This is a genomic window from Acidovorax sp. 107 (genome assembly GCF_003058055.1).
Classification (GTDB): Bacteria; Pseudomonadota; Gammaproteobacteria; order Burkholderiales; family Burkholderiaceae_C; genus Acidovorax.
Genome location: NZ_QBTZ01000001.1, coordinates 2,196,434 through 2,213,901 on the forward strand (window position 1 = coordinate 2,196,434; position 17,468 = coordinate 2,213,901).

A 17,468-nucleotide genomic window follows, 5' to 3' on the forward strand; every position below is an offset into this window, starting at 1 on the left:
CATTCAGACCAACGGAAGGATCACCCCATCATGCTGTCGCACGTGTTTGTGGGCATTTCAGACTTTGAGCGCGCGCTGGCGTTTTACCGGCCCGTGCTGAGCGTGCTGGGCGTGAAGGAGCGTTTTTGCGAGCCCAGCCGGCCCTGGGCAGGTTGGGAATCCAACCCCGGCCCCCGCCCGCTGTTTGTGATTGCCCGCCCCTTTAATGGCGAGGTGCCGCAACCCGGAAACGGCACCATGGTGGCCTTTGCGGCCGCCACGCGCGACCAGGTGGATGCTGCACACGCCCTGGCGCTGAGCCTGGGCGCCGTGTGCGAGGGCCGCCCGGGCTTGCGGCCCGAGTACCACGCCCATTACTACGGCGCGTATTTTCGGGACCCTGATGGCAACAAGCTGTGCGTGGCGTGCCACGCGGCGCTGCTGTAAGAACCTGGTTTAAGGCCCACCCTCAATCAGTCAGCGGCTGGTAGCGCCACTGCACATTCATCACCATCGTCTCGCCCTGCGCCAGCGTGCGCAGGCCGGGCTGGCCCGGTTGGTGAAAGGCGTCGATGGGCTGTGTGATGGGCTCAAAGCAGAACGCCGGGCCCTGCGGCGGGCGGTAGACCAGGCAGTAGTGCTGGGCCGCGCCGCCGTCTTTTTCAAAATCGGGCATGTGGGCCGTGAGGCGCAGGCCGCGCTCGGGCCAGTCGATGTGCGCCGTGCCGCCCCAGCCGGTGTAGGCGTTGTCGATCAGGCAGCCGTTGGCAGGCGCACCGCTGTTCAGGTCCCAACCGGGCGGGAAGTGCTGCGTGTGCTCCGTGGGCAAAGGGTCGTCGCCACACAGCCACACGCCCTGCACAGGCGCTGTGATGCGCGTGCCGGGGGTGCGCGGAAACCAGGGGTGCAGGCCCAGGCCATAGGGCAGCGGCTGTGCGCCCAGGTGGCGCACCTGCACCGACTGGTCCAGGCCGCCCTCCACCAGCCGGAAGGTCTGCACGCATTCGTACTCGTAGGGGTTGCCGTCAAAGCGCTCGGAGCGCAGCTGCATCTGCAGCGTGTCGGGCGCGGGCTGGGTCAGCAGCCAGGGCTGCAGCCAGCCATCGCCATGGATGGGGTACGGCTCGCCCACGCGGTTGGGCCGCATGGGGTGGAACTGCCCCGCATGCTCAAACCCGCCGCCGCTGATGCGGTTGGACCAGGGCACCATGGCAAACGACGCGAGCTGGTACAGGTCGGGCGTGGCGCCGTCCCACGGGCGCCACAGGTCGATGCGCGCGCCCGCCACTTGCGGGTTGTCGATCTGCCAGGCCGCCACGCTGCCGCCGAGCGTGGGCACCAGGCCCAGGTGCTGCCCCGCGTGGTGCAGCCAGACGATGGGGTGGGATGAAGAGGCCTCGGTCATGGGCGGTGTGCTTTCTGCGAGATGGAGAAAAGAAGAGGCGGAGCCACGGCCCCACCGCTGCGCGTGGGGTCGGCGTCAGCCGCCGAACTGGTGTGCGGGAAGGCCGGGCGCGCTGACGTCCACGGCAAACAGTGCACCCGCCAGCGGCTCGGCCGCGATCTGCTCGGGCGTGAGGCCGGTGCGGGCCGAGGTGATGTACAGCGTGCGCAGGTCTGCACCGCCAAAGGCGCAGTTGGTGACCTGGCTCACGGGTAGCGTGATGCGGGCCAGCTCATCGGCCGTATCGGCGTCGTGGCAGGTGACGCAGCCACCGCCCCAGTGCGCAATCCACAGGCGGCCTTGCGCGTCGGTGGTCATGCCGTCTGGCACGCCGTCCACAGCGGGCCAGCGCTTCCACAGCGTCTTGTCGCTCACGGTGCCGGTGGCCGGGTCGCAGCGGTAGCGGTAGGTGGTGCCCAGCACCGTGTCGTTGAAAAACATGGCCGGGCCCTGCGCGGTGGGGGCCCAAGTGGGTCCGTTGGTCACGGCAAAACCATCGTCGTGCCGCACGCAGTGGCCGCTGGCGGTGTAGGTGTACAGCGCGCCCGTGGGGGCCTCGCACGCAAAGTCCATGCTGCCGGCCCAAAAACGCCCCTGGGCGTCGCACTTGCCGTCGTTGAATCGGTTGCCGGTGCGCTCTGGCTCGGGCTGGTGCAGGTAGCGTGGGGCGATGTCGGCAGCGGGGTCGAACAGCGCAAAGCCTCGGCGCAGGGCGACGATGAAGCCCGGGGCGTTGGCGCGCTCGGCGATGGCGGAGATTTCTTCGTCAAACGTCCAGCGCTGGTGGGCGCCCGTGGCCGGGCTCCAGCGGTGCAGCTCGCGCTGCAGGATGTCCACCCAGTACACGGCCTGCTCGCGCACCGACCACAGCACGCCCTCGCCCAGCGCGTTGCCCAATGCGACCACGCAGCGCACGGCGCCGGTGGTTGTTGGCGCAGAGGCGGACACGCCGCTGGACGGTGGGATGGGGGTATCCAGCGAAGGGCGCACGTTGGTTGTCTCCGGTCGTTTTTTTGCATCGGCCTGCCGCCAGGCACTTGACGAGCGGCATCTTATCAACGCCAATTGATGCTTGAAATGAATTTTTTTGCCATTGATTGATTGCAATATTAATATGACACAGCTTTTTACCCCCTCCTCTTCCTCGACCGACGCCACGGGCGCCCCCCAGGGCCTGGCGAAATTCCCCAGCCTGCAAGGCCGCGCCGTGTTTGTGACGGGCGGCGGCAGTGGCATTGGCGCGGCCATCGTGGCGGCGTTTGCCGAGCAAGGCGCCCGCGTGGCGTTTGTGGACGTGGCGCGCAATGCCAGCGAAGCCCTGGCGCAGCACATTGCCGACGCAGGCCTGCCCCGCCCCTGGTGGCGTGTGTGCGATGTGCGCGATGTGAACGCCCTGCAGGCCTGTGTGGCCGAAGCGGCGGCCGAGCTGGGCAGCGACTTTTCAGTGCTGGTGAACAACGTGGCCAGCGACGACCGGCACACGCTGGAGTCCGTAACCCCCGAGTACTACGACGAGCGCATGGCCATCAACGAACGCCCCGCCTTCTTCGCCATCCAGGCCGTGGTGCCGGGCATGCGCAGGCTGGGCGCGGGCTCGGTCATCAACCTGGGCTCCACCGGCTGGCAAGGCAAGGGCACGGGCTACCCCTGCTATGCCATTGCCAAGTCGTCGGTGAACGGCCTCACGCGCGGGCTGGCCAAGACGCTGGGGCAAGACCGGATTCGCATCAACACCGTGTCGCCCGGCTGGGTGATGACGGAGCGGCAGATCAAGCTGTGGCTGGACGCCGAGGGCGAGAAGGAGTTGGCGCGCAATCAGTGCCTGCCGGACAAGCTGCGGCCGCATGACATTGCGCGGATGGTGTTGTTTTTGGCGTCGGATGATGCGGCGATGTGTACGGCGCAGGAGTTCAAGGTGGATGCGGGGTGGGTTTGAGGTTTTGAGGTTTTTTTGGGCTCTGGCGCTTATCCATTAAGCGTTAGTAGCTATTATTTTTGTACTTTCTGGTGATCTACGGGCGTTCGAGCTGAGCCTGTCTGAGCCGGCGCGCGCTGGTTTGAGAGGCATGCTTGGTTTGAGGGCGGAGGCCGGGAGTCGCCCGGCGTGCGAGTAACTTTCTTTCGCGTCGCCGAAAGAAAGTCACCAAAGAAAGGGCGACCCTACTGTCTGCGACCCCTTCGCTTCGCTACGGGGCAACCTGGGGTGCTCGGTCACGGAGTGCACCGCAGAACTCGCTGCGCGCCTGCGGCGCTCCGCTCGGACAACTGCGGTAAGTCAGTTCACGAAGCACGCGCGCTCCGACGCGCGTGCCACCCCGCGCCCTGCGCGCCCCAGGCGCATACAGAAGGGAACCCGGGGAGCGGACATCCACACGGGCCATTGCTGCGCTCGGCCCCGTCTCGCCGGCGCAAGCGCCTCGCGCTACGCAGGCGCGGCCGAGCGCAGCGATGGCCCGTGTGGCTGTTCGGCTGTTGGATGTTTGGCCCCCCCCTGCTGGCTGCGCCTGCGGCGGGGCGGTTGTGGGGTGAGCATGGGCGTCGAAGCGCCCATGCTTCGTGAACTGACTCGCCGTGGCTGTCCGAGCGGCGCGCGCCAGCGCAAAGCGAGTTCCACGGCGCACCCCGCAACCGCACCGCCGCAGGTTTGCCCCTTCGCACCGCGAAGGGGTCGCAGACTGGGGGTCGCCTTTTCTTTGGTGACTTTCTTTTGGCGAAGCAAAAGAAAGTTACTCGCATGCCGGGCGACTCCCGGCCTCCGCCCTCAACAAAGGCACGCCACCCAATCAGCGCACGAAAAAACACTACAAAATCAATAGCTACCAACGCATATCCCACTAGCACATCCAGCCAATAACACCCAAAACTATCAATCCGCCACCTCCAACCGCCGCCCATACTGCACCAGACTCGTCTGCTTCAACGCCTTCATCATCACCTTCGCCGCCGGCGACAACAGCCGGTCCGACCGCGTGATGATCCCGAACGCATCCATATGGCACGGCATCGCCAGCGGCAACACCGTCACGATCCCATGCGCCGCGTAATAGCGCGCCACATCCTCCGCCACCACCGCAATCATGTCGCTCTGCTGCAGCATGCGGGTGATGAACAACAGGGCCGATGTCTCCACCGTGTGCAGCGGCGGCGCCAGCCCGTCCTGCTGGAACATCAGGTCAAACCGGTGCCGCAGCACGCTGCCCGCAGGCGGCACGATCCAGCTGGCCGACACCACGTCGCGCAGCGTCAACCCGCTCATGCTCGACAGCGGGTGGCCCGGGCGCGTCATGGCGCAGACCAGTTCCTCCGTCAGCGACTCATAACGCAGGTTCTCCTTGTCGTGCTCCTCGTACAGGCGGCCCACCACGATGTCGAGCTTGCCCTGCTCCAGCCGCTCCAGCAGCACCGGGCTGGTTTCGATGTCGAGCGAAATGCGCAGGCTGGGGTGCTCCTGCTTGACCTGCGCCACGGCGGCGGGCAGCAGGCTCAGGCCGGGTGAGGTGATGGCGCCAATGCCCACCTGGCCGTAATGCCCGCGCTTGAGCGCGCCGATCTCGTCGTGCGCCTGGTTCAGGTTGGCCAGCGCCATGCGCGCGTGGCGAATCATCGTTTCGCCATACCAGGTGGGGCGCATGCCGCGTGGCAGGCGGTCGAACAGCGACACCTCCAGCACATCCTCCAGATCCTTGAGCAGCTTGGACGCTGCGGGCTGGGTCATGCTGAGCACCTGGGCGGCGCGGTGGATGTTGCCCTCTTCGGCCAGCGCCACCAGCAGCAGCAGTTGGCGCGTCTTGAGGCGGGCGCGGATGAACCAGTGGTTGTAGGTGCTCATGGATGGTGTGGCAGCAGCGGGAGAGAAGGAGGGGTTTTCCAGAATGCAAAGAACGATATCTATTTTGTCTAAAAAACGATTGGATAGATATCAAAACCTTCCATAGACTTCGCCGCAACTGCAACAAAGGCCTGTCTCCATGAAGCTCGGCGATCTCCAGCTCAGCCCCCGGCACCTGATCAATGGCCGGTGGGAAATCGGCACCACCACCGGCATCAGCACCAACCCGTCGGACACCCGCGAGGTGGTGGCCGAATATGCCCGCGCCGACCGCAACCAGACCGAGCTGGCCGTGCGCGCTGCGGCCGATGCCCTGCCCACCTGGAGCCAGAGCACGCCCCAGCGCCGCGCCGATGTGCTGGACCTGATCGGCAGCGAACTGCTGGCGCGCAAGGACGAGCTGGGTGCGCTGCTGGCGCGCGAAGAAGGCAAGACCCTGCCCGAGGGCGTGGCTGAGGTGGCGCGCAGCGGGCAGATCTTCAAGTTCTTTGCGGGCGAGGCGCTGCGCATTCAGGGCGAGCTGCTGGCCTCTGTGCGCCAGGGCGTGCAGGTGGATGTGACCCGCGAGCCCGTGGGCGTGGTGGGCATCATCGCGCCGTGGAACTTCCCGTTCGCCATCCCGGCCTGGAAGATCGCCCCGGCCCTGGCCTACGGCAACACCGTGGTGTTCAAGCCCGCCGAGCTGGTGCCCGCCTGTGGCTGGGCGCTGGCCGAAATCATCAGCCGCAGCGGCCTGCCCGCCGGTGCGTTCAACCTCATCATGGGCAGCGGCCGCGAGGTGGGGCAGACGCTGGTGGATCACCCGCTGGTCAACGCGCTGAGCTTTACCGGGTCGGTGGCCACGGGCGACCGCATCCTGCGCGCCGCCAGCCAGCGCCGCGCCAAGGTGCAGCTGGAGATGGGCGGCAAGAACCCGCTCATCGTGCTGGCCGACGCCGACCTGGACCAGGCGGTGGACTGCGCGCTGCAGGGCTCGTATTTCTCGACGGGCCAGCGCTGCACGGCATCAAGCCGCCTCATCGTCGAGGCCGAAGTGCACGACGCCTTTGTGGCGCGCCTGCGCAACCGGCTGGCCAGCCTGAAGGTGGGCCACGCGCTGGAGCGTGGCACCGAGATGGGCCCGGTGGTGGATGACAACCAGCTGGCCCAGAACCTGAGCTATATCGACATTGCGCGCAATGAGGGAGCGGAGCATGTCTGGGGTGGCGAGCGCCTGGAGCGCCCCACCCCAGGCCATTACATGAGCCCCGCCCTCTTCCTGGCCCGGCCCGAGCACCGCGTGGCGCGCGAGGAAATCTTTGGCCCCGTGGCCTGCGTGCTGCGGGCCGACGATTACGACCACGCACTGGCCCTGGCCAACGACACGCCGTTTGGTCTGTGCGCGGGCATCTGCACCACGTCGCTCAAGCGCGCCATGCACTTCAAGCGCCACGCCGCCGTGGGCATGACCATGGTGAACCTGCCCACGGCGGGTGTGGACTTCCATGTGCCGTTTGGTGGCCGCAAGGAGTCGAGCTACGGCGCCCGTGAGCAAGGGCGCTACGCGGCCGAGTTCTACACCACGGTCAAGACGGGCTACATGCTGGCCTGAGCCTTCTTCTTTTTTTCCTTCTTTCCATCCCGCAACCGTCGTCAACCAACCATTACAGACAGGAGACAAGATGATGAAAATGAACCGCCGCACCGTTGCTGCCGCCTTGGCCAGCGTGCCCGTGGCCGCCTTGCTGCCCGGCGCAGCCTGGGCGCAAAAGCCCCTGGTGCTGGGCTTCAGCCAGGTGGGGGCCGAGAGCGAATGGCGCACCGCCAATACCGAGTCCATCAAGTCCGCCGCCAAAGAGGCCGGCATCGAGCTGAAATTCTCGGACGCACAGCAAAAGCAAGAGAACCAGATCAAGGCCATCCGCTCGTTCATCGCGCAGAAGGTGGACGTGATTGCGTTCTCGCCCGTGGTGGAGTCCGGCTGGGAGCCCGTGCTGCGCGAGGCCAAGGCCGCCAAGATCCCCGTGGTGCTGACCGACCGCGCCGTGAACACCAAGGACACGTCGCTCTACGTGACCTTCATGGGCTCGGACTTTGTGGAAGAAGGTCGCAAGGCCGGCCGCTGGCTGGTGGAAAAGATGAAGGACCAGAAGGGTGAGGTCAACATCGTCGAGCTGCAGGGCACCGTAGGCTCCGCCCCCGCCATCGACCGCAAGAAGGGCTTTGAGGAAATCATCAAGGCCGACCCCAAGTTCAAGATCATCCGCAGCCAGACCGGCGACTTCACCCGCGCCAAGGGCAAGGAAGTGATGGAAGCCTTCCTGAAGGCCGAGGGCAAGAAGATCAACGTGCTGTACGCACACAACGACGACATGGCGATTGGCGCCATCCAGGCCATCGAAGAGGCCGGCATGAAGCCCGCCAAGGACATCGTGATCATCTCTATCGACGCGGTGAAGGGCGCTTTCGAAGCCATGATCGCCGGCAAGCTCAACGTGAGCGTGGAGTGCAGCCCCCTGCTGGGCCCGCAACTCATGGCCGCAGTCAAAGACATCAAGGCTGGTAAAGCGGTGCCCAAGCGCATCGTGACCGAGGAAGGCATCTTCCCGATGGAAGTGGCGGCCAAGGAAATGCCTAACCGCAAGTACTAACCCCCTGAGGCGCTGCGCGCCTTCCCCCTTCCCGCATCGCTGCGCGATGCGGGAAGGGGGACGCCACCGGCCCGGCGGGGCGGCCCTTGGGCGGTGGCACTGGCATTGGGCAGCGACAGTTTCGCTAGGCCGTGGCGCATCCAAGCGGCAATCAAATCAAAACAACCCCAGGAGACAGACTCAAATGAAGCGTGCAATTTTCAAGGCCGTGTTGGCCACCGTGGCACTGGCTGCCATCGGCGCCACGTCTGTGGCATCGGCCCAGGACAAGGGCACCATCGGCATCTCGATGCCCACCAAGTCCTCGGCGCGCTGGATTGCCGATGGCGACAACATGGTCAAGGTGCTCAAGGACCGGGGCTACAAGACCGACCTGCAGTACGCCGAAGACGACATCCCCAACCAGCTCGCGCAGATCGAGAACATGATCACCAAGGGCGCCAAAGTGCTGGTGATCGCGTCGATTGACGGCACCACGCTGTCCAAAGCGCTGCAAAACGCGGCCGACAAAGGCGTGAAGGTCATTGCCTACGACCGCCTCATCAAGGGCTCGAAGAACGTGGACTACTACGCCACGTTCGATAACTTCCAGGTCGGCGTGCTGCAGGCCACCTCCATCGTGGACAAGCTGGGCCTCAAGCAAGGCAAGGGCCCCTTCAACATTGAACTGTTCGGCGGCTCGCCCGACGACAACAACGCCTTCTTCTTCTACGACGGCGCGATGAGCGTGCTGCAGCCCTACATAGACAGCGGCAAGCTGGTGGTGCGCAGCAAGCAGACGGGCATGAACAAGGTAGGCACCCTGCGCTGGGACGGCTCGGTGGCCCAGGCGCGCATGGACAACCTGCTGTCGGCCTACTACGGCAAGGACAAGGTGCATGCGGTGCTGTCACCGTATGACGGTATCTCCATCGGCATCCTGTCCTCCCTCAAGGGCGTGGGCTACTGCACCGCCCAGCAGCCCTGCCCCGTGGTCAGCGGCCAGGACGCCGAGGTGCCTTCCATCAAGTCCATCCTCAAGGGCGAGCAATCTTCCACGGTGTTCAAGGACACCCGCGAGCTGGCCAAGGTGGCTGCCAACATGGTGGACGCCGTGCTGACGGGCAAGCAGCCTGAAATCAACGACACAAAAACCTACAACAACGGCGTGAAGGTGGTGCCCTCGTACCTGCTCAAGCCGGTGGCTGTGGACTCGTCCAACTGGAACGCGGTGCTGGTCGGCAGCGGCTACTACAAAGAGTCTCAGATCAAGTGAGCGTGAGCGGCTTCTGCATCTAAAGCCGCCGCCTGCGATTGCCATTGGGGCAGCGCAGGCGGCCTGCAACCGGGATGGGGCCAGAGGCCCCGCCAACAAACTGAGAGACCATGCTTCTTGAAATGCGGAACATCCGCAAAACCTTCCCTGGCGTGGTGGCGCTGAACCAGGTCAACCTGCAGGTGCAGGCCGGGGAGATCCATGCCATCGTCGGCGAAAACGGGGCGGGCAAATCGACGCTGATGAAGGTGCTGTCGGGTGTATACCCCCATGGCAGCTACAGCGGCCAGATCCTGTTCGACGGGCAAGAGCGCGAGTTTGCAGGCATCCGCGACAGCGAGCACCTGGGCATCATCATCATTCACCAGGAGCTGGCGCTGGTGCCGCTGCTGTCGATTGCCGAGAACATCTTCCTGGGCAACGAAACCGCGCGGCATGGCGTTATCGACTGGATGGCCGCCCACAGCCGCGCCCAGGCGCTGCTGCACAAGGTGGGTTTGCGCGAATCGCCCGACACCCCCGTGGGCCAACTGGGCGTGGGCAAGCAGCAACTGGTAGAGATTGCCAAGGCGTTGTCGCGCAAGGTGCGCCTGCTGATCCTGGACGAGCCCACCGCCAGCCTCAACGAGAACGACAGCCAGGCCCTGCTGGACCTGCTGCTGGAGCTGAAAGCCCAGGGCATCACCTGCATCCTGATCTCGCACAAGCTCAACGAAATCTCGCGCGTGGCAGATGCCATCACCGTGCTGCGCGACGGCAGCACCGTGCAGATGCTGGACTGCCGCGAAGACCCGGTGAGCGAAGACCGCGTGATCCAGGCCATGGTGGGCCGCGAGATGAGCGACCGCTACCCCCAGCGCCAGCCGCAAGTGGGCGACATTGTGTTTGAGGTGCGCAACTGGCGCGCCCACCACCCGCAGCGCAGCGACCGCGAGCACCTCAAGGGCATCGACCTGAACGTGCGGCGCGGCGAGATCGTGGGCATTGCGGGCCTGATGGGCGCAGGCCGCACCGAGCTGGCCATGAGCATCTTTGGTCGCTCGTGGGGCCAGCGCATCAGCGGCGAAGTGCGACTGCACGGCCAGCCCATCGATGTGAGCACGGTGGAGAAAGCCGTGCGCCACGGCCTGGCCTATGTGACCGAAGACCGCAAGGGCAATGGCTTGGTGCTGAATGAAGACATCCAGTTCAACACCTCGCTGGCCAACCTGCCGGGCGTGTCGTTCGCCAGCGTGATCGACAGCGGCCAGGAACACCGCGTGGCGCAGGACTACCGCGAAAAGCTGCGCATCCGCTGCTCGGGCGTAGACCAGAAGACGCTGAACCTGTCGGGCGGCAACCAGCAAAAAGTGGTGCTGAGCAAATGGCTGTTCACCAGCCCCGAAGTGCTCATCCTCGACGAGCCCACGCGCGGCATCGACGTGGGCGCCAAGTACGAGATCTACACGCTCATCGCCCAGCTGGCGGCCGAGGGCAAGTGTGTGATCGTGATCTCCTCCGAAATGCCCGAGCTGCTGGGCATCACGGACCGCATCTATGTGATGAACGAAGGCCGTTTTGTGGCCGAGATGCCAACTTCAGAGGCCTCGCAAGAAAAAATCATGCGAGCGATTGTGAAAGCCAGTTGATATGAGCCAGACCACTCACCCACCCGCCAGCACGCTGGCCGACGGAAACCCAACAACTGCGGCGCGGCACGACAAATCGCTGTTGCAGCACCTGCAGCACAACCTGCGCGAATACGGCATGTTGATCACGCTAGTAGCCATCATGGGCTTCTTCCAGTACATGACCGAGGGCACGCTGATGCAGCCCTTGAACCTCACCAACCTGGTGCTGCAGAACAGCTACATCGTCATCATGGCGCTGGGCATGCTGCTGGTCATCGTGGCCGGGCACATTGACCTGTCGGTGGGCTCGGTGTGTGGCTTCATCGGCGCACTGGCAGCGGTGCTGATGGTCGAATACAACTGGCACTTTGTGCCTGCCACGCTGGTGTGCCTGCTGTGCGGCGGGCTCATTGGCGCCATTCAAGGCAGCTTTGTGGCGTTCTCGCGCATCCCCTCGTTCATCGTCACGCTGGCGGGCATGCTGGTGTTCAAGGGCCTGGCGCTGGCGTTGTTGGCGGGGCAGTCGGTGGGGCCGTTCCCTTCAGCCTTCCAGATGCTCAGCTCGGGCTTCATCCCCGACCTGTTCAGCGTGGAGGGTCTGCGCCTGACCTCGCTGCTGCTGGGCGCCGCCGTGGCTGCCGCTTTGGCCGTGGGCGGCCTGCGCCAGCGCGCGAACCGCCTGCGCCACGGGGTACAGACGGAACCCGCCAGCCTGTTCGTCGCGCGCACCGTGGTGTTTGGCGGGCTGCTGGTGTACTTCAGCTACCTGCTGGCGTCTTACAAGGGTCTGCCCAACGTGCTCATCGTGATGGCGCTGCTGATCGTGCTGTTCGACTTCGTCACCAGCCGCACGACCATCGGCCGCCGCATCTACGCGATGGGTGGCAACGAGAAGGCGGCCAAGCTCTCGGGCATCAAGACCGAACGGCTCACGCTCTACGCCTTCATCAACATGGGCGTGCTGGCCGCCCTGGCCGGGCTGGTGTTTGCGGCGCGGCTCAACACCGCCACGCCCAAGGCGGGCCTGGGTTTTGAGCTGGACGTGATCGCGGCCTGCTTCATCGGCGGCGCATCGGCCTCGGGCGGCGTGGGCAAGGTGATGGGCGCGGTGATCGGCGCCTTTGTGATGGGCGTGATGAACAACGGCATGTCCATCCTGGGCATCGGCATCGACTACCAGCAGGTCATCAAGGGCGTGGTGCTGTTGGCCGCCGTGCTGGTCGATGTCTACAACAAGAACAAGGCATGACGGCTGCCATGGACGCATCCACCGCTCACGCCCCTGCTGCAGCCCCGGTGCTGCAGCTTTCGGGCATCCACAAGCAGTTTGCGGGCATCCCCGTGCTGCGCGATGTGCAGCTCAACCTCTACCCCGGCGAGATCCATGCGCTGATGGGGCAAAACGGTGCGGGCAAGTCCACGCTGATCAAGGTGCTGACGGGCGTTCTGGAAGCCAGCGGCGGCCAGATGCGGCTGGGCGGAGAAGCCGTGTGGCCCGACTCGCCGCTGGCCGCGCAGCGCCTGGGCATCAGCACCGTGTACCAAGAGGTCAACCTCTGCCCCAACCTCTCGGTAGCCGAGAACATCTTTGCGGGCCGCTACCCGCGCTGCGGCATTGCGCAGGGCTTTCGCATCGACTGGGCCACGCTGCACCAGCGCGCCCGCGATCTGGTGGCGCGCATTGGCCTGCAGATCGACGTCACACGCTTGCTGTCGGACTACCCCGTGGCCGTGCAGCAGCTGGTGGCGATTGCCCGGGCGCTGAGCATCGAATCGCGTGTGCTGATTCTGGACGAGCCCACCTCCAGCCTGGACGACGACGAGGTGAAAAAGCTCTTCGAGGTGCTGCGCCGCTTGCGCAGCGAGGGGCTGTCCATCGTCTTTGTGACGCACTTTTTGAACCAGGTGTATGCCGTCTCCGACCGCATCACCGTACTGCGCAATGGCAGCTGGGTGGGTGAGTGGCTGGCCAAGGACCTGGGCCCGCAGGCGTTGATTGCTGCCATGCTGGGCCGCGACCTGGCCGCTGCATCGGAGCAACCTGCACCAGCACCTGCTGTAGACACCCGCCAGGCCACGCTGCTGCAAGCCGAGGGCCTGGGGCAAGACACGCAATTGCAGCCGCTGGACCTGCAGATCCGCGCGGGCGAGGTGGTGGGCCTGGCCGGGCTGCTGGGCTCGGGCCGCACCGAGCTGGCGCGCCTGCTGTTTGGCCTGGAGCAGCCCGACCGGGGCGCACTGCGCATCGACGGGCAGGTGGTGAAATTTGCCAACCCCATGGATGCCATCCGCCACGGCCTGGCCCTGTGCCCCGAGGAGCGCAAGACCGACGGCATCGTGGCCGAACTGTCGGTGCGCGAGAACATTGCGCTGGCGCTGCAGGCGCGCATGGGTGTGGGTAAGTTCCTCTCGCGCGCCGAGCAGACGGCGCTGGCCGAACGCTATGTGAAGGTGCTGGGCATCAAGACCGAGACAGTGGACAAGCCCATCGGCCTGCTGTCGGGCGGCAACCAGCAAAAGGCCATTCTTGCGCGCTGGATGGCCATCGAGCCGCGCCTGCTCATCCTGGACGAACCCACCCGCGGCATCGACGTGGCCGCCAAGCAGGAAATCATGGACCAGATCCTGCGCCTGGCACAGGCGGGCATGGCCGTGCTGTTCATCTCTTCCGAAATGAGCGAGGTGGTGCGCGTGGCGCACCGCATCGTGGTGCTCCGCGACCGCCACAAGGTGGGTGAGCTGCCCGCAGGCAGCAGCGAAGACGCCGTATACGACCTGATTGCTGCAGAACATGTCTGAACGCTCCCCTTCCCTTTTGGTGGCGCTGCTACGCCACCGCCTGGCCTGGCCGCTGATCACGCTGGCGCTGCTGCTCATCGTGAACACCGTGTTCAACAGCAGCTTTCTGCACATCGAATGGCGCGACGGCCACCTGTACGGCAGCCTGATCGATATCCTGAACCGCGCCGCCCCCCTGGTGCTGGTGTCGCTGGGCATGACGCTGGTGATCGCCACGCGCGGTATCGACATCTCGGTGGGTGCCACGGTCGCCATCGCAGCGGCGGTGGCCGCGTGGCTCATCGGCGGTTCTGTGTCCGGCACCGAGAGCCGCTTCCCACTCCCAGTCGCCATCTTGGGCGCCATCGGCGTGGCGCTGCTGTGCGGACTGTGGAATGGCGTGCTGGTCGCCAAGGTGGGCATGCAGCCCATCATTGCCACGCTGATCCTCATGGTGGCGGGCCGGGGCATTGCCCAGCTCATCACCGACGGGCAGATCATCACCATCTACTACACGCCCTACTTCTTCATGGGCGGCGGGTACCTGGCGGGCCTGCCTTTCTCGCTGTTTGTGGTGGCTGTGGTCTTTGCCGTGCTGTACCTGGCCATCACGCGCACGGCGCTGGGCCTGTTCATCCAGGCAGTGGGCATCAACCCCACGGCAGCGCGCGTGGCGGGTGTGCAGGCGGGGCGGCTTATCGTGGCGGCCTATGTGTTCTGTGGCGTGTGCGCGGGCATTGCGGGGCTGCTGATCAGCTCCAACGTGAAGAGTGCAGACGGCAACAACGCCGGGCAGCTGCTGGAGCTGGACGCCATCCTGGCCGTTACGCTGGGTGGCACGGCGCTCACCGGCGGCCGGTTCAGCCTGGTGGGCAGCGTGATCGGTGCGCTCATCATCCAGACGCTGACCTACGCCATCTACTCGCTGGGCGTGCCGCCCGAGATCAACCTGGTGGTGAAAGCCGTGGTGGTGTTCATCGTGATGCTGCTGCAGTCGCCCGAGTTCCGGGCGCAAGTCGGCGCCATGGCACGCCGCCCCGGCGCGGGAGCTTTGCAATGAGCGCCGTACCCAAGACCGCAGGCTTCAGCACCATGAGCCACCCGGCCCCACCGGCCGCCGCTGCGCGAGCGCGGTTCAACCCCAAGTACCTGCCGCTGGCCGCCACCATCTCGCTGTTCGTGGCCATGGCCACGCTCGGATCGGTGCTGTACGCCGGGTTCTTCTCAGCCCAGGTATTCCTCAACCTGCTGATCGACAACGCCTTCCTCATCATCGTCGCGGTGGGCATGACGTTTGTGATCCTGTCGGGCGGCATCGACCTCTCGGTGGGATCGGTGGTGGCACTGACCACCATGGTGCTGGCCGCGCTGGTGGAGCACCGGGGCTGGAACCCGATGGTCGCCATCCCGCTGGTGCTGCTGATGGGCACGGCGTTTGGCGCGTTCATGGGTTTCCTCATCGAGCGCTTTCGGCTGCAGCCCTTCATCGTCACCCTGGCAGGCATGTTCCTGGCGCGGGGGCTGTGCTATCTGATCAGCATCGACTCGATCAGCATCACTCACGAGGGCTATTCGGAGCTGGCCCAGTGGCGCCTGCCACTATGGGAAGGCGCATCGCTCTCGCTGGGCGCGCTCATTGCCATCGCGGTGCTGCTGGTGGCGCTGTTTGTGGCGCACTGCACGCCCTTTGGCCGCAGCGTGTATGCCGTGGGTGGCAGCGAGCACTCGGCCGTGCTCATGGGCCTGCCGGTGCGCCGCACGCTGATTGGCGTGTACACGCTCTCTGGCTTTTGCTCCGCGCTGGCGGGCGTGGTGTTCACGTTTTACATGCTGTCGGGCTATGGCCTGCATGCCGTGGGCATGGAGCTGGATGCAATTGCCGCCGTGGTCATTGGCGGCACGCTGCTCACCGGTGGCGTGGGCTATGTGGCGGGCACTCTGTTTGGCGTGCTCATGCTCGGAATCATCCAGACCCTGATTTCCTTCGACGGCACGCTCAGCTCCTGGTGGACGCGCATCGTCGTCGGTGTGCTGCTGTTCGCTTTCTGTCTGCTGCAGCGGCTGCTTTCGCGCCGCTCGGGCAAGGCCCGTTGACTCTTCATTTCTCCTCTTTCTCTCGCACCCCACCATGACCACCCCCAAGCGCAAACTCCGCTCCGCCGAATGGTTCGGCACGGCCGACAAGAACGGCTTCATGTACCGCAGCTGGATGAAGAACCAGGGCATCCCCGACCACGCATTCGACGGCCGCCCCGTGATCGGCATCTGCAACACCTGGTCCGAGCTGACCCCGTGCAACGCGCACTTTCGCAAGATTGCCGAGCATGTGAAGCGTGGCATCTATGAGGCGGGTGGCTTTCCGGTCGAATTCCCGGTGTTCTCCAACGGTGAATCCAACCTGCGCCCCACGGCCATGCTCACCCGCAACCTGGCCAGCATGGATGTGGAAGAAGCCATTCGCGGCAACCCCATCGACGCGGTGGTGCTGCTGGTGGGCTGCGACAAGACCACACCCGCGCTGCTGATGGGCGCAGCCAGCTGCGATGTACCGGCCATCGTGGTCACGGGCGGGCCCATGCTCAACGGCAAGCTCGACGGCAAGGACATTGGCTCGGGCACCGCCGTGTGGCGCCTGCACGAATCGCTGAAGGCGGGCGAGATCAACGAGCACCAGTTCTTTGCGGCCGAGGCGGGCATGTCCCGCTCTGCCGGCACCTGCAACACCATGGGCACGGCCAGCACCATGGCCTGCATGGCCGAGTCGCTGGGCACATCGCTGCCGCACAACGCAGCCATCCCGGCTGTGGACTCGCGCCGGTATGTGCTAGCCCATATGTCCGGCAAGCGCATTGTGGAGATGGCGCACGAAGGGCTTACGCTCTCCAAGATCCTGACCCGCGAGGCGTTCGAGAACGCCATCCGCACCAACGCCGCCATCGGCGGATCGACCAATGCCGTCATCCATTTGAAGGCCATCGCGGGCCGCATCGGCGTGCAGCTGGACCTGGAGGACTGGACGCGCATCGGCCGTGGCACGCCCACCCTGGTGGACCTGCAGCCCTCGGGCCGCTTCCTGATGGAAGAGTTCTACTACGCAGGCGGTCTGCCCGCCGTGCTGCGCCGCCTGGGCGAGAACGGCCTGCTGCCCCACCCCAACGCGCTCACCGTCAACGGCAAGAGTCTGTGGGACAACGTGCGCGAAGCACCGCAGTACAACGACGAGGTCATCCGCCCCATCAACAACCCGCTGATTGCCGACGGCGGCATCTGCATCCTGCGCGGCAATCTGGCGCCGCGTGGCGCAGTGCTCAAGCCCTCTGCTGCGTCGCCCGAGCTGCTCAAGCACCGGGGCCGCGCGGTGGTGTTCGAGAACCTGGAGCACTACAAGGAGCGCATCGTCGATGAAAACCTGGACATCGACGCCAGCTGCGTCATGGTGCTCAAGAACTGCGGCCCCAAGGGCTACCCCGGCATGGCCGAGGTGGGCAACATGGGCCTGCCGCCCAAGCTGCTGCGCCAGGGCGTGAAGGACATGGTGCGCATCTCCGACGCGCGCATGAGCGGCACCGCCTACGGTACGGTGGTGCTGCACGTAGCGCCCGAGGCCGCTGCACTCGGCCCCCTGGCCGCAGTGCGCGATGGCGACTTCATTGAGCTGGACTGCGACAACGGCCGCTTGCACCTGGATATCAGCGATGAGGAACTGGCCGCGCGCCTGGCTGCCTTGGCGGGCACCGACAACGGTGGGCGCGGCGGCTACCAGCGCCTGTACGTGGACCACGTGCTGCAGGCTGACGATGGTTGCGACTTTGACTTTCTGGTGGGTTGCCGAGGCGCCGCCGTCCCTCGCCACTCTCACTGATACCGGCGACCCACCAGCCACAGATGTTGCTACATATTTCATAGCTTTTAGTGCTTGATAGATAAGCGCCAGAGCCGCATT

The 17,468-nt window shown here is 65.3% G+C and carries 14 protein-coding genes; 11 read left to right on the plus strand and 3 right to left on the minus strand.

The genetic code is table 11. From position 1 onward, the window contains the following. Window positions 1–30: 30 nt before the first annotated feature. Window positions 31–426 carry a VOC family protein gene (locus C8C99_RS10320; RefSeq protein ID WP_056642348.1) on the plus strand — a complete coding sequence of 132 codons (396 nt, stop codon included), beginning with the start codon at window positions 31–33 and terminating at the stop codon, window positions 424–426. Between the two features lie 22 nt (window positions 427–448). On the opposite strand, the gene C8C99_RS10325 is transcribed toward C8C99_RS10320, so the two are convergent. Next, on the minus strand, window positions 449–1,384 hold the full coding sequence (locus tag C8C99_RS10325) for an aldose 1-epimerase (protein ID WP_056642345.1): 936 nt from the start codon (window positions 1,382–1,384) through the stop codon (window positions 449–451). A gap of 75 nt (window positions 1,385–1,459) precedes the next feature. Continuing rightward, window positions 1,460–2,413, minus strand: coding sequence for an SMP-30/gluconolactonase/LRE family protein (locus C8C99_RS10330; RefSeq protein ID WP_056642343.1), 954 nt, complete (start codon window positions 2,411–2,413; stop codon window positions 1,460–1,462). A gap of 124 nt (window positions 2,414–2,537) precedes the next feature. On the opposite strand from C8C99_RS10330, the gene C8C99_RS10335 reads away from it, so the two are divergent. After that, entirely contained in the window at window positions 2,538–3,359 is an 822-nt protein-coding gene (locus C8C99_RS10335) for an SDR family NAD(P)-dependent oxidoreductase (RefSeq protein ID WP_108625681.1), read from the plus strand. Window positions 3,360–4,289: 930 nt separating this feature from the next. On the opposite strand, the gene C8C99_RS10340 is transcribed toward C8C99_RS10335, so the two are convergent. Continuing rightward, the gene (locus C8C99_RS10340; RefSeq protein WP_056642340.1) at window positions 4,290–5,252 is read right to left on the minus strand and encodes a LysR substrate-binding domain-containing protein; all 963 of its coding nucleotides are present in this window, start codon (window positions 5,250–5,252) and stop codon (window positions 4,290–4,292) included. A 139-nt stretch (window positions 5,253–5,391) separates the two neighbouring features. On the opposite strand from C8C99_RS10340, the gene C8C99_RS10345 reads away from it, so the two are divergent. From C8C99_RS10345 to C8C99_RS10385, 9 genes are all read left to right on the plus strand, one after another. Then, complete coding sequence (locus tag C8C99_RS10345) at window positions 5,392–6,843, plus strand: aldehyde dehydrogenase family protein (RefSeq protein ID WP_108625682.1); 1,452 nt, start codon at window positions 5,392–5,394, stop codon at window positions 6,841–6,843. A 73-nt stretch (window positions 6,844–6,916) separates the two neighbouring features. After that, window positions 6,917–7,882 carry an ABC transporter substrate-binding protein gene (locus C8C99_RS10350; RefSeq protein ID WP_056642400.1) on the plus strand — a complete coding sequence of 322 codons (966 nt, stop codon included), beginning with the start codon at window positions 6,917–6,919 and terminating at the stop codon, window positions 7,880–7,882. A gap of 184 nt (window positions 7,883–8,066) precedes the next feature. Continuing rightward, on the plus strand, window positions 8,067–9,137 hold the full coding sequence (gene chvE / locus C8C99_RS10355; RefSeq protein WP_015013817.1) for a multiple monosaccharide ABC transporter substrate-binding protein: 1,071 nt from the start codon (window positions 8,067–8,069) through the stop codon (window positions 9,135–9,137). Window positions 9,138–9,247: 110 nt separating this feature from the next. Then, window positions 9,248–10,765 carry a multiple monosaccharide ABC transporter ATP-binding protein gene (gene mmsA, locus C8C99_RS10360; RefSeq protein ID WP_108625683.1) on the plus strand — a complete coding sequence of 506 codons (1,518 nt, stop codon included), beginning with the start codon at window positions 9,248–9,250 and terminating at the stop codon, window positions 10,763–10,765. A 1-nt stretch (window position 10,766) separates the two neighbouring features. Further along, window positions 10,767–11,996, plus strand: coding sequence for a multiple monosaccharide ABC transporter permease (gene mmsB / locus C8C99_RS10365; protein WP_108625684.1), 1,230 nt, complete (start codon window positions 10,767–10,769; stop codon window positions 11,994–11,996). Then, on the plus strand, window positions 11,993–13,546 hold the full coding sequence (locus C8C99_RS10370; protein WP_233247201.1) for a sugar ABC transporter ATP-binding protein: 1,554 nt from the start codon (window positions 11,993–11,995) through the stop codon (window positions 13,544–13,546). Before mmsB ends, C8C99_RS10370 begins: the two co-directional genes overlap by 4 nt. After that, window positions 13,539–14,585: an ABC transporter permease gene (locus C8C99_RS10375; RefSeq protein ID WP_108625685.1), complete on the plus strand. Its 1,047-nt coding sequence runs from the start codon at window positions 13,539–13,541 to the stop codon at window positions 14,583–14,585. Before C8C99_RS10370 ends, C8C99_RS10375 begins: the two co-directional genes overlap by 8 nt. Beyond that, complete coding sequence (gene yjfF / locus C8C99_RS10380; RefSeq protein WP_108625686.1) at window positions 14,582–15,619, plus strand: galactofuranose ABC transporter, permease protein YjfF; 1,038 nt, start codon at window positions 14,582–14,584, stop codon at window positions 15,617–15,619. Before C8C99_RS10375 ends, yjfF begins: the two co-directional genes overlap by 4 nt. A gap of 34 nt (window positions 15,620–15,653) precedes the next feature. Beyond that, entirely contained in the window at window positions 15,654–17,387 is a 1,734-nt protein-coding gene (locus C8C99_RS10385; protein ID WP_108625687.1) for an IlvD/Edd family dehydratase, read from the plus strand. Window positions 17,388–17,468 lie beyond the last annotated feature (81 nt).

Excerpts from the sequence above, each read along its gene's own strand:
- C8C99_RS10320 (WP_056642348.1), top strand. The coding sequence starts at position 31 with ATGCTGTCGCACGTGTTTGTGGGCATTTCAGACTTTGAGCGCGCGCTG.
- C8C99_RS10325 (WP_056642345.1), bottom strand. The coding sequence starts at position 1,384 with ATGACCGAGGCCTCTTCATCCCACCCCATCGTCTGGCTGCACCACGCG.
- C8C99_RS10335 (WP_108625681.1), top strand. The coding sequence starts at position 2,538 with ATGACACAGCTTTTTACCCCCTCCTCTTCCTCGACCGACGCCACGGGC.
- C8C99_RS10340 (WP_056642340.1), bottom strand. The coding sequence starts at position 5,252 with ATGAGCACCTACAACCACTGGTTCATCCGCGCCCGCCTCAAGACGCGC.
- C8C99_RS10345 (WP_108625682.1), top strand. The coding sequence starts at position 5,392 with ATGAAGCTCGGCGATCTCCAGCTCAGCCCCCGGCACCTGATCAATGGC.
- C8C99_RS10350 (WP_056642400.1), top strand. The coding sequence starts at position 6,917 with ATGAAAATGAACCGCCGCACCGTTGCTGCCGCCTTGGCCAGCGTGCCC.
- chvE (WP_015013817.1), top strand. The coding sequence starts at position 8,067 with ATGAAGCGTGCAATTTTCAAGGCCGTGTTGGCCACCGTGGCACTGGCT.
- mmsA (WP_108625683.1), top strand. The coding sequence starts at position 9,248 with ATGCTTCTTGAAATGCGGAACATCCGCAAAACCTTCCCTGGCGTGGTG.
- mmsB (WP_108625684.1), top strand. The coding sequence starts at position 10,767 with ATGAGCCAGACCACTCACCCACCCGCCAGCACGCTGGCCGACGGAAAC.
- C8C99_RS10370 (WP_233247201.1), top strand. The coding sequence starts at position 11,993 with ATGACGGCTGCCATGGACGCATCCACCGCTCACGCCCCTGCTGCAGCC.
- C8C99_RS10375 (WP_108625685.1), top strand. The coding sequence starts at position 13,539 with ATGTCTGAACGCTCCCCTTCCCTTTTGGTGGCGCTGCTACGCCACCGC.
- yjfF (WP_108625686.1), top strand. The coding sequence starts at position 14,582 with ATGAGCGCCGTACCCAAGACCGCAGGCTTCAGCACCATGAGCCACCCG.
- C8C99_RS10385 (WP_108625687.1), top strand. The coding sequence starts at position 15,654 with ATGACCACCCCCAAGCGCAAACTCCGCTCCGCCGAATGGTTCGGCACG.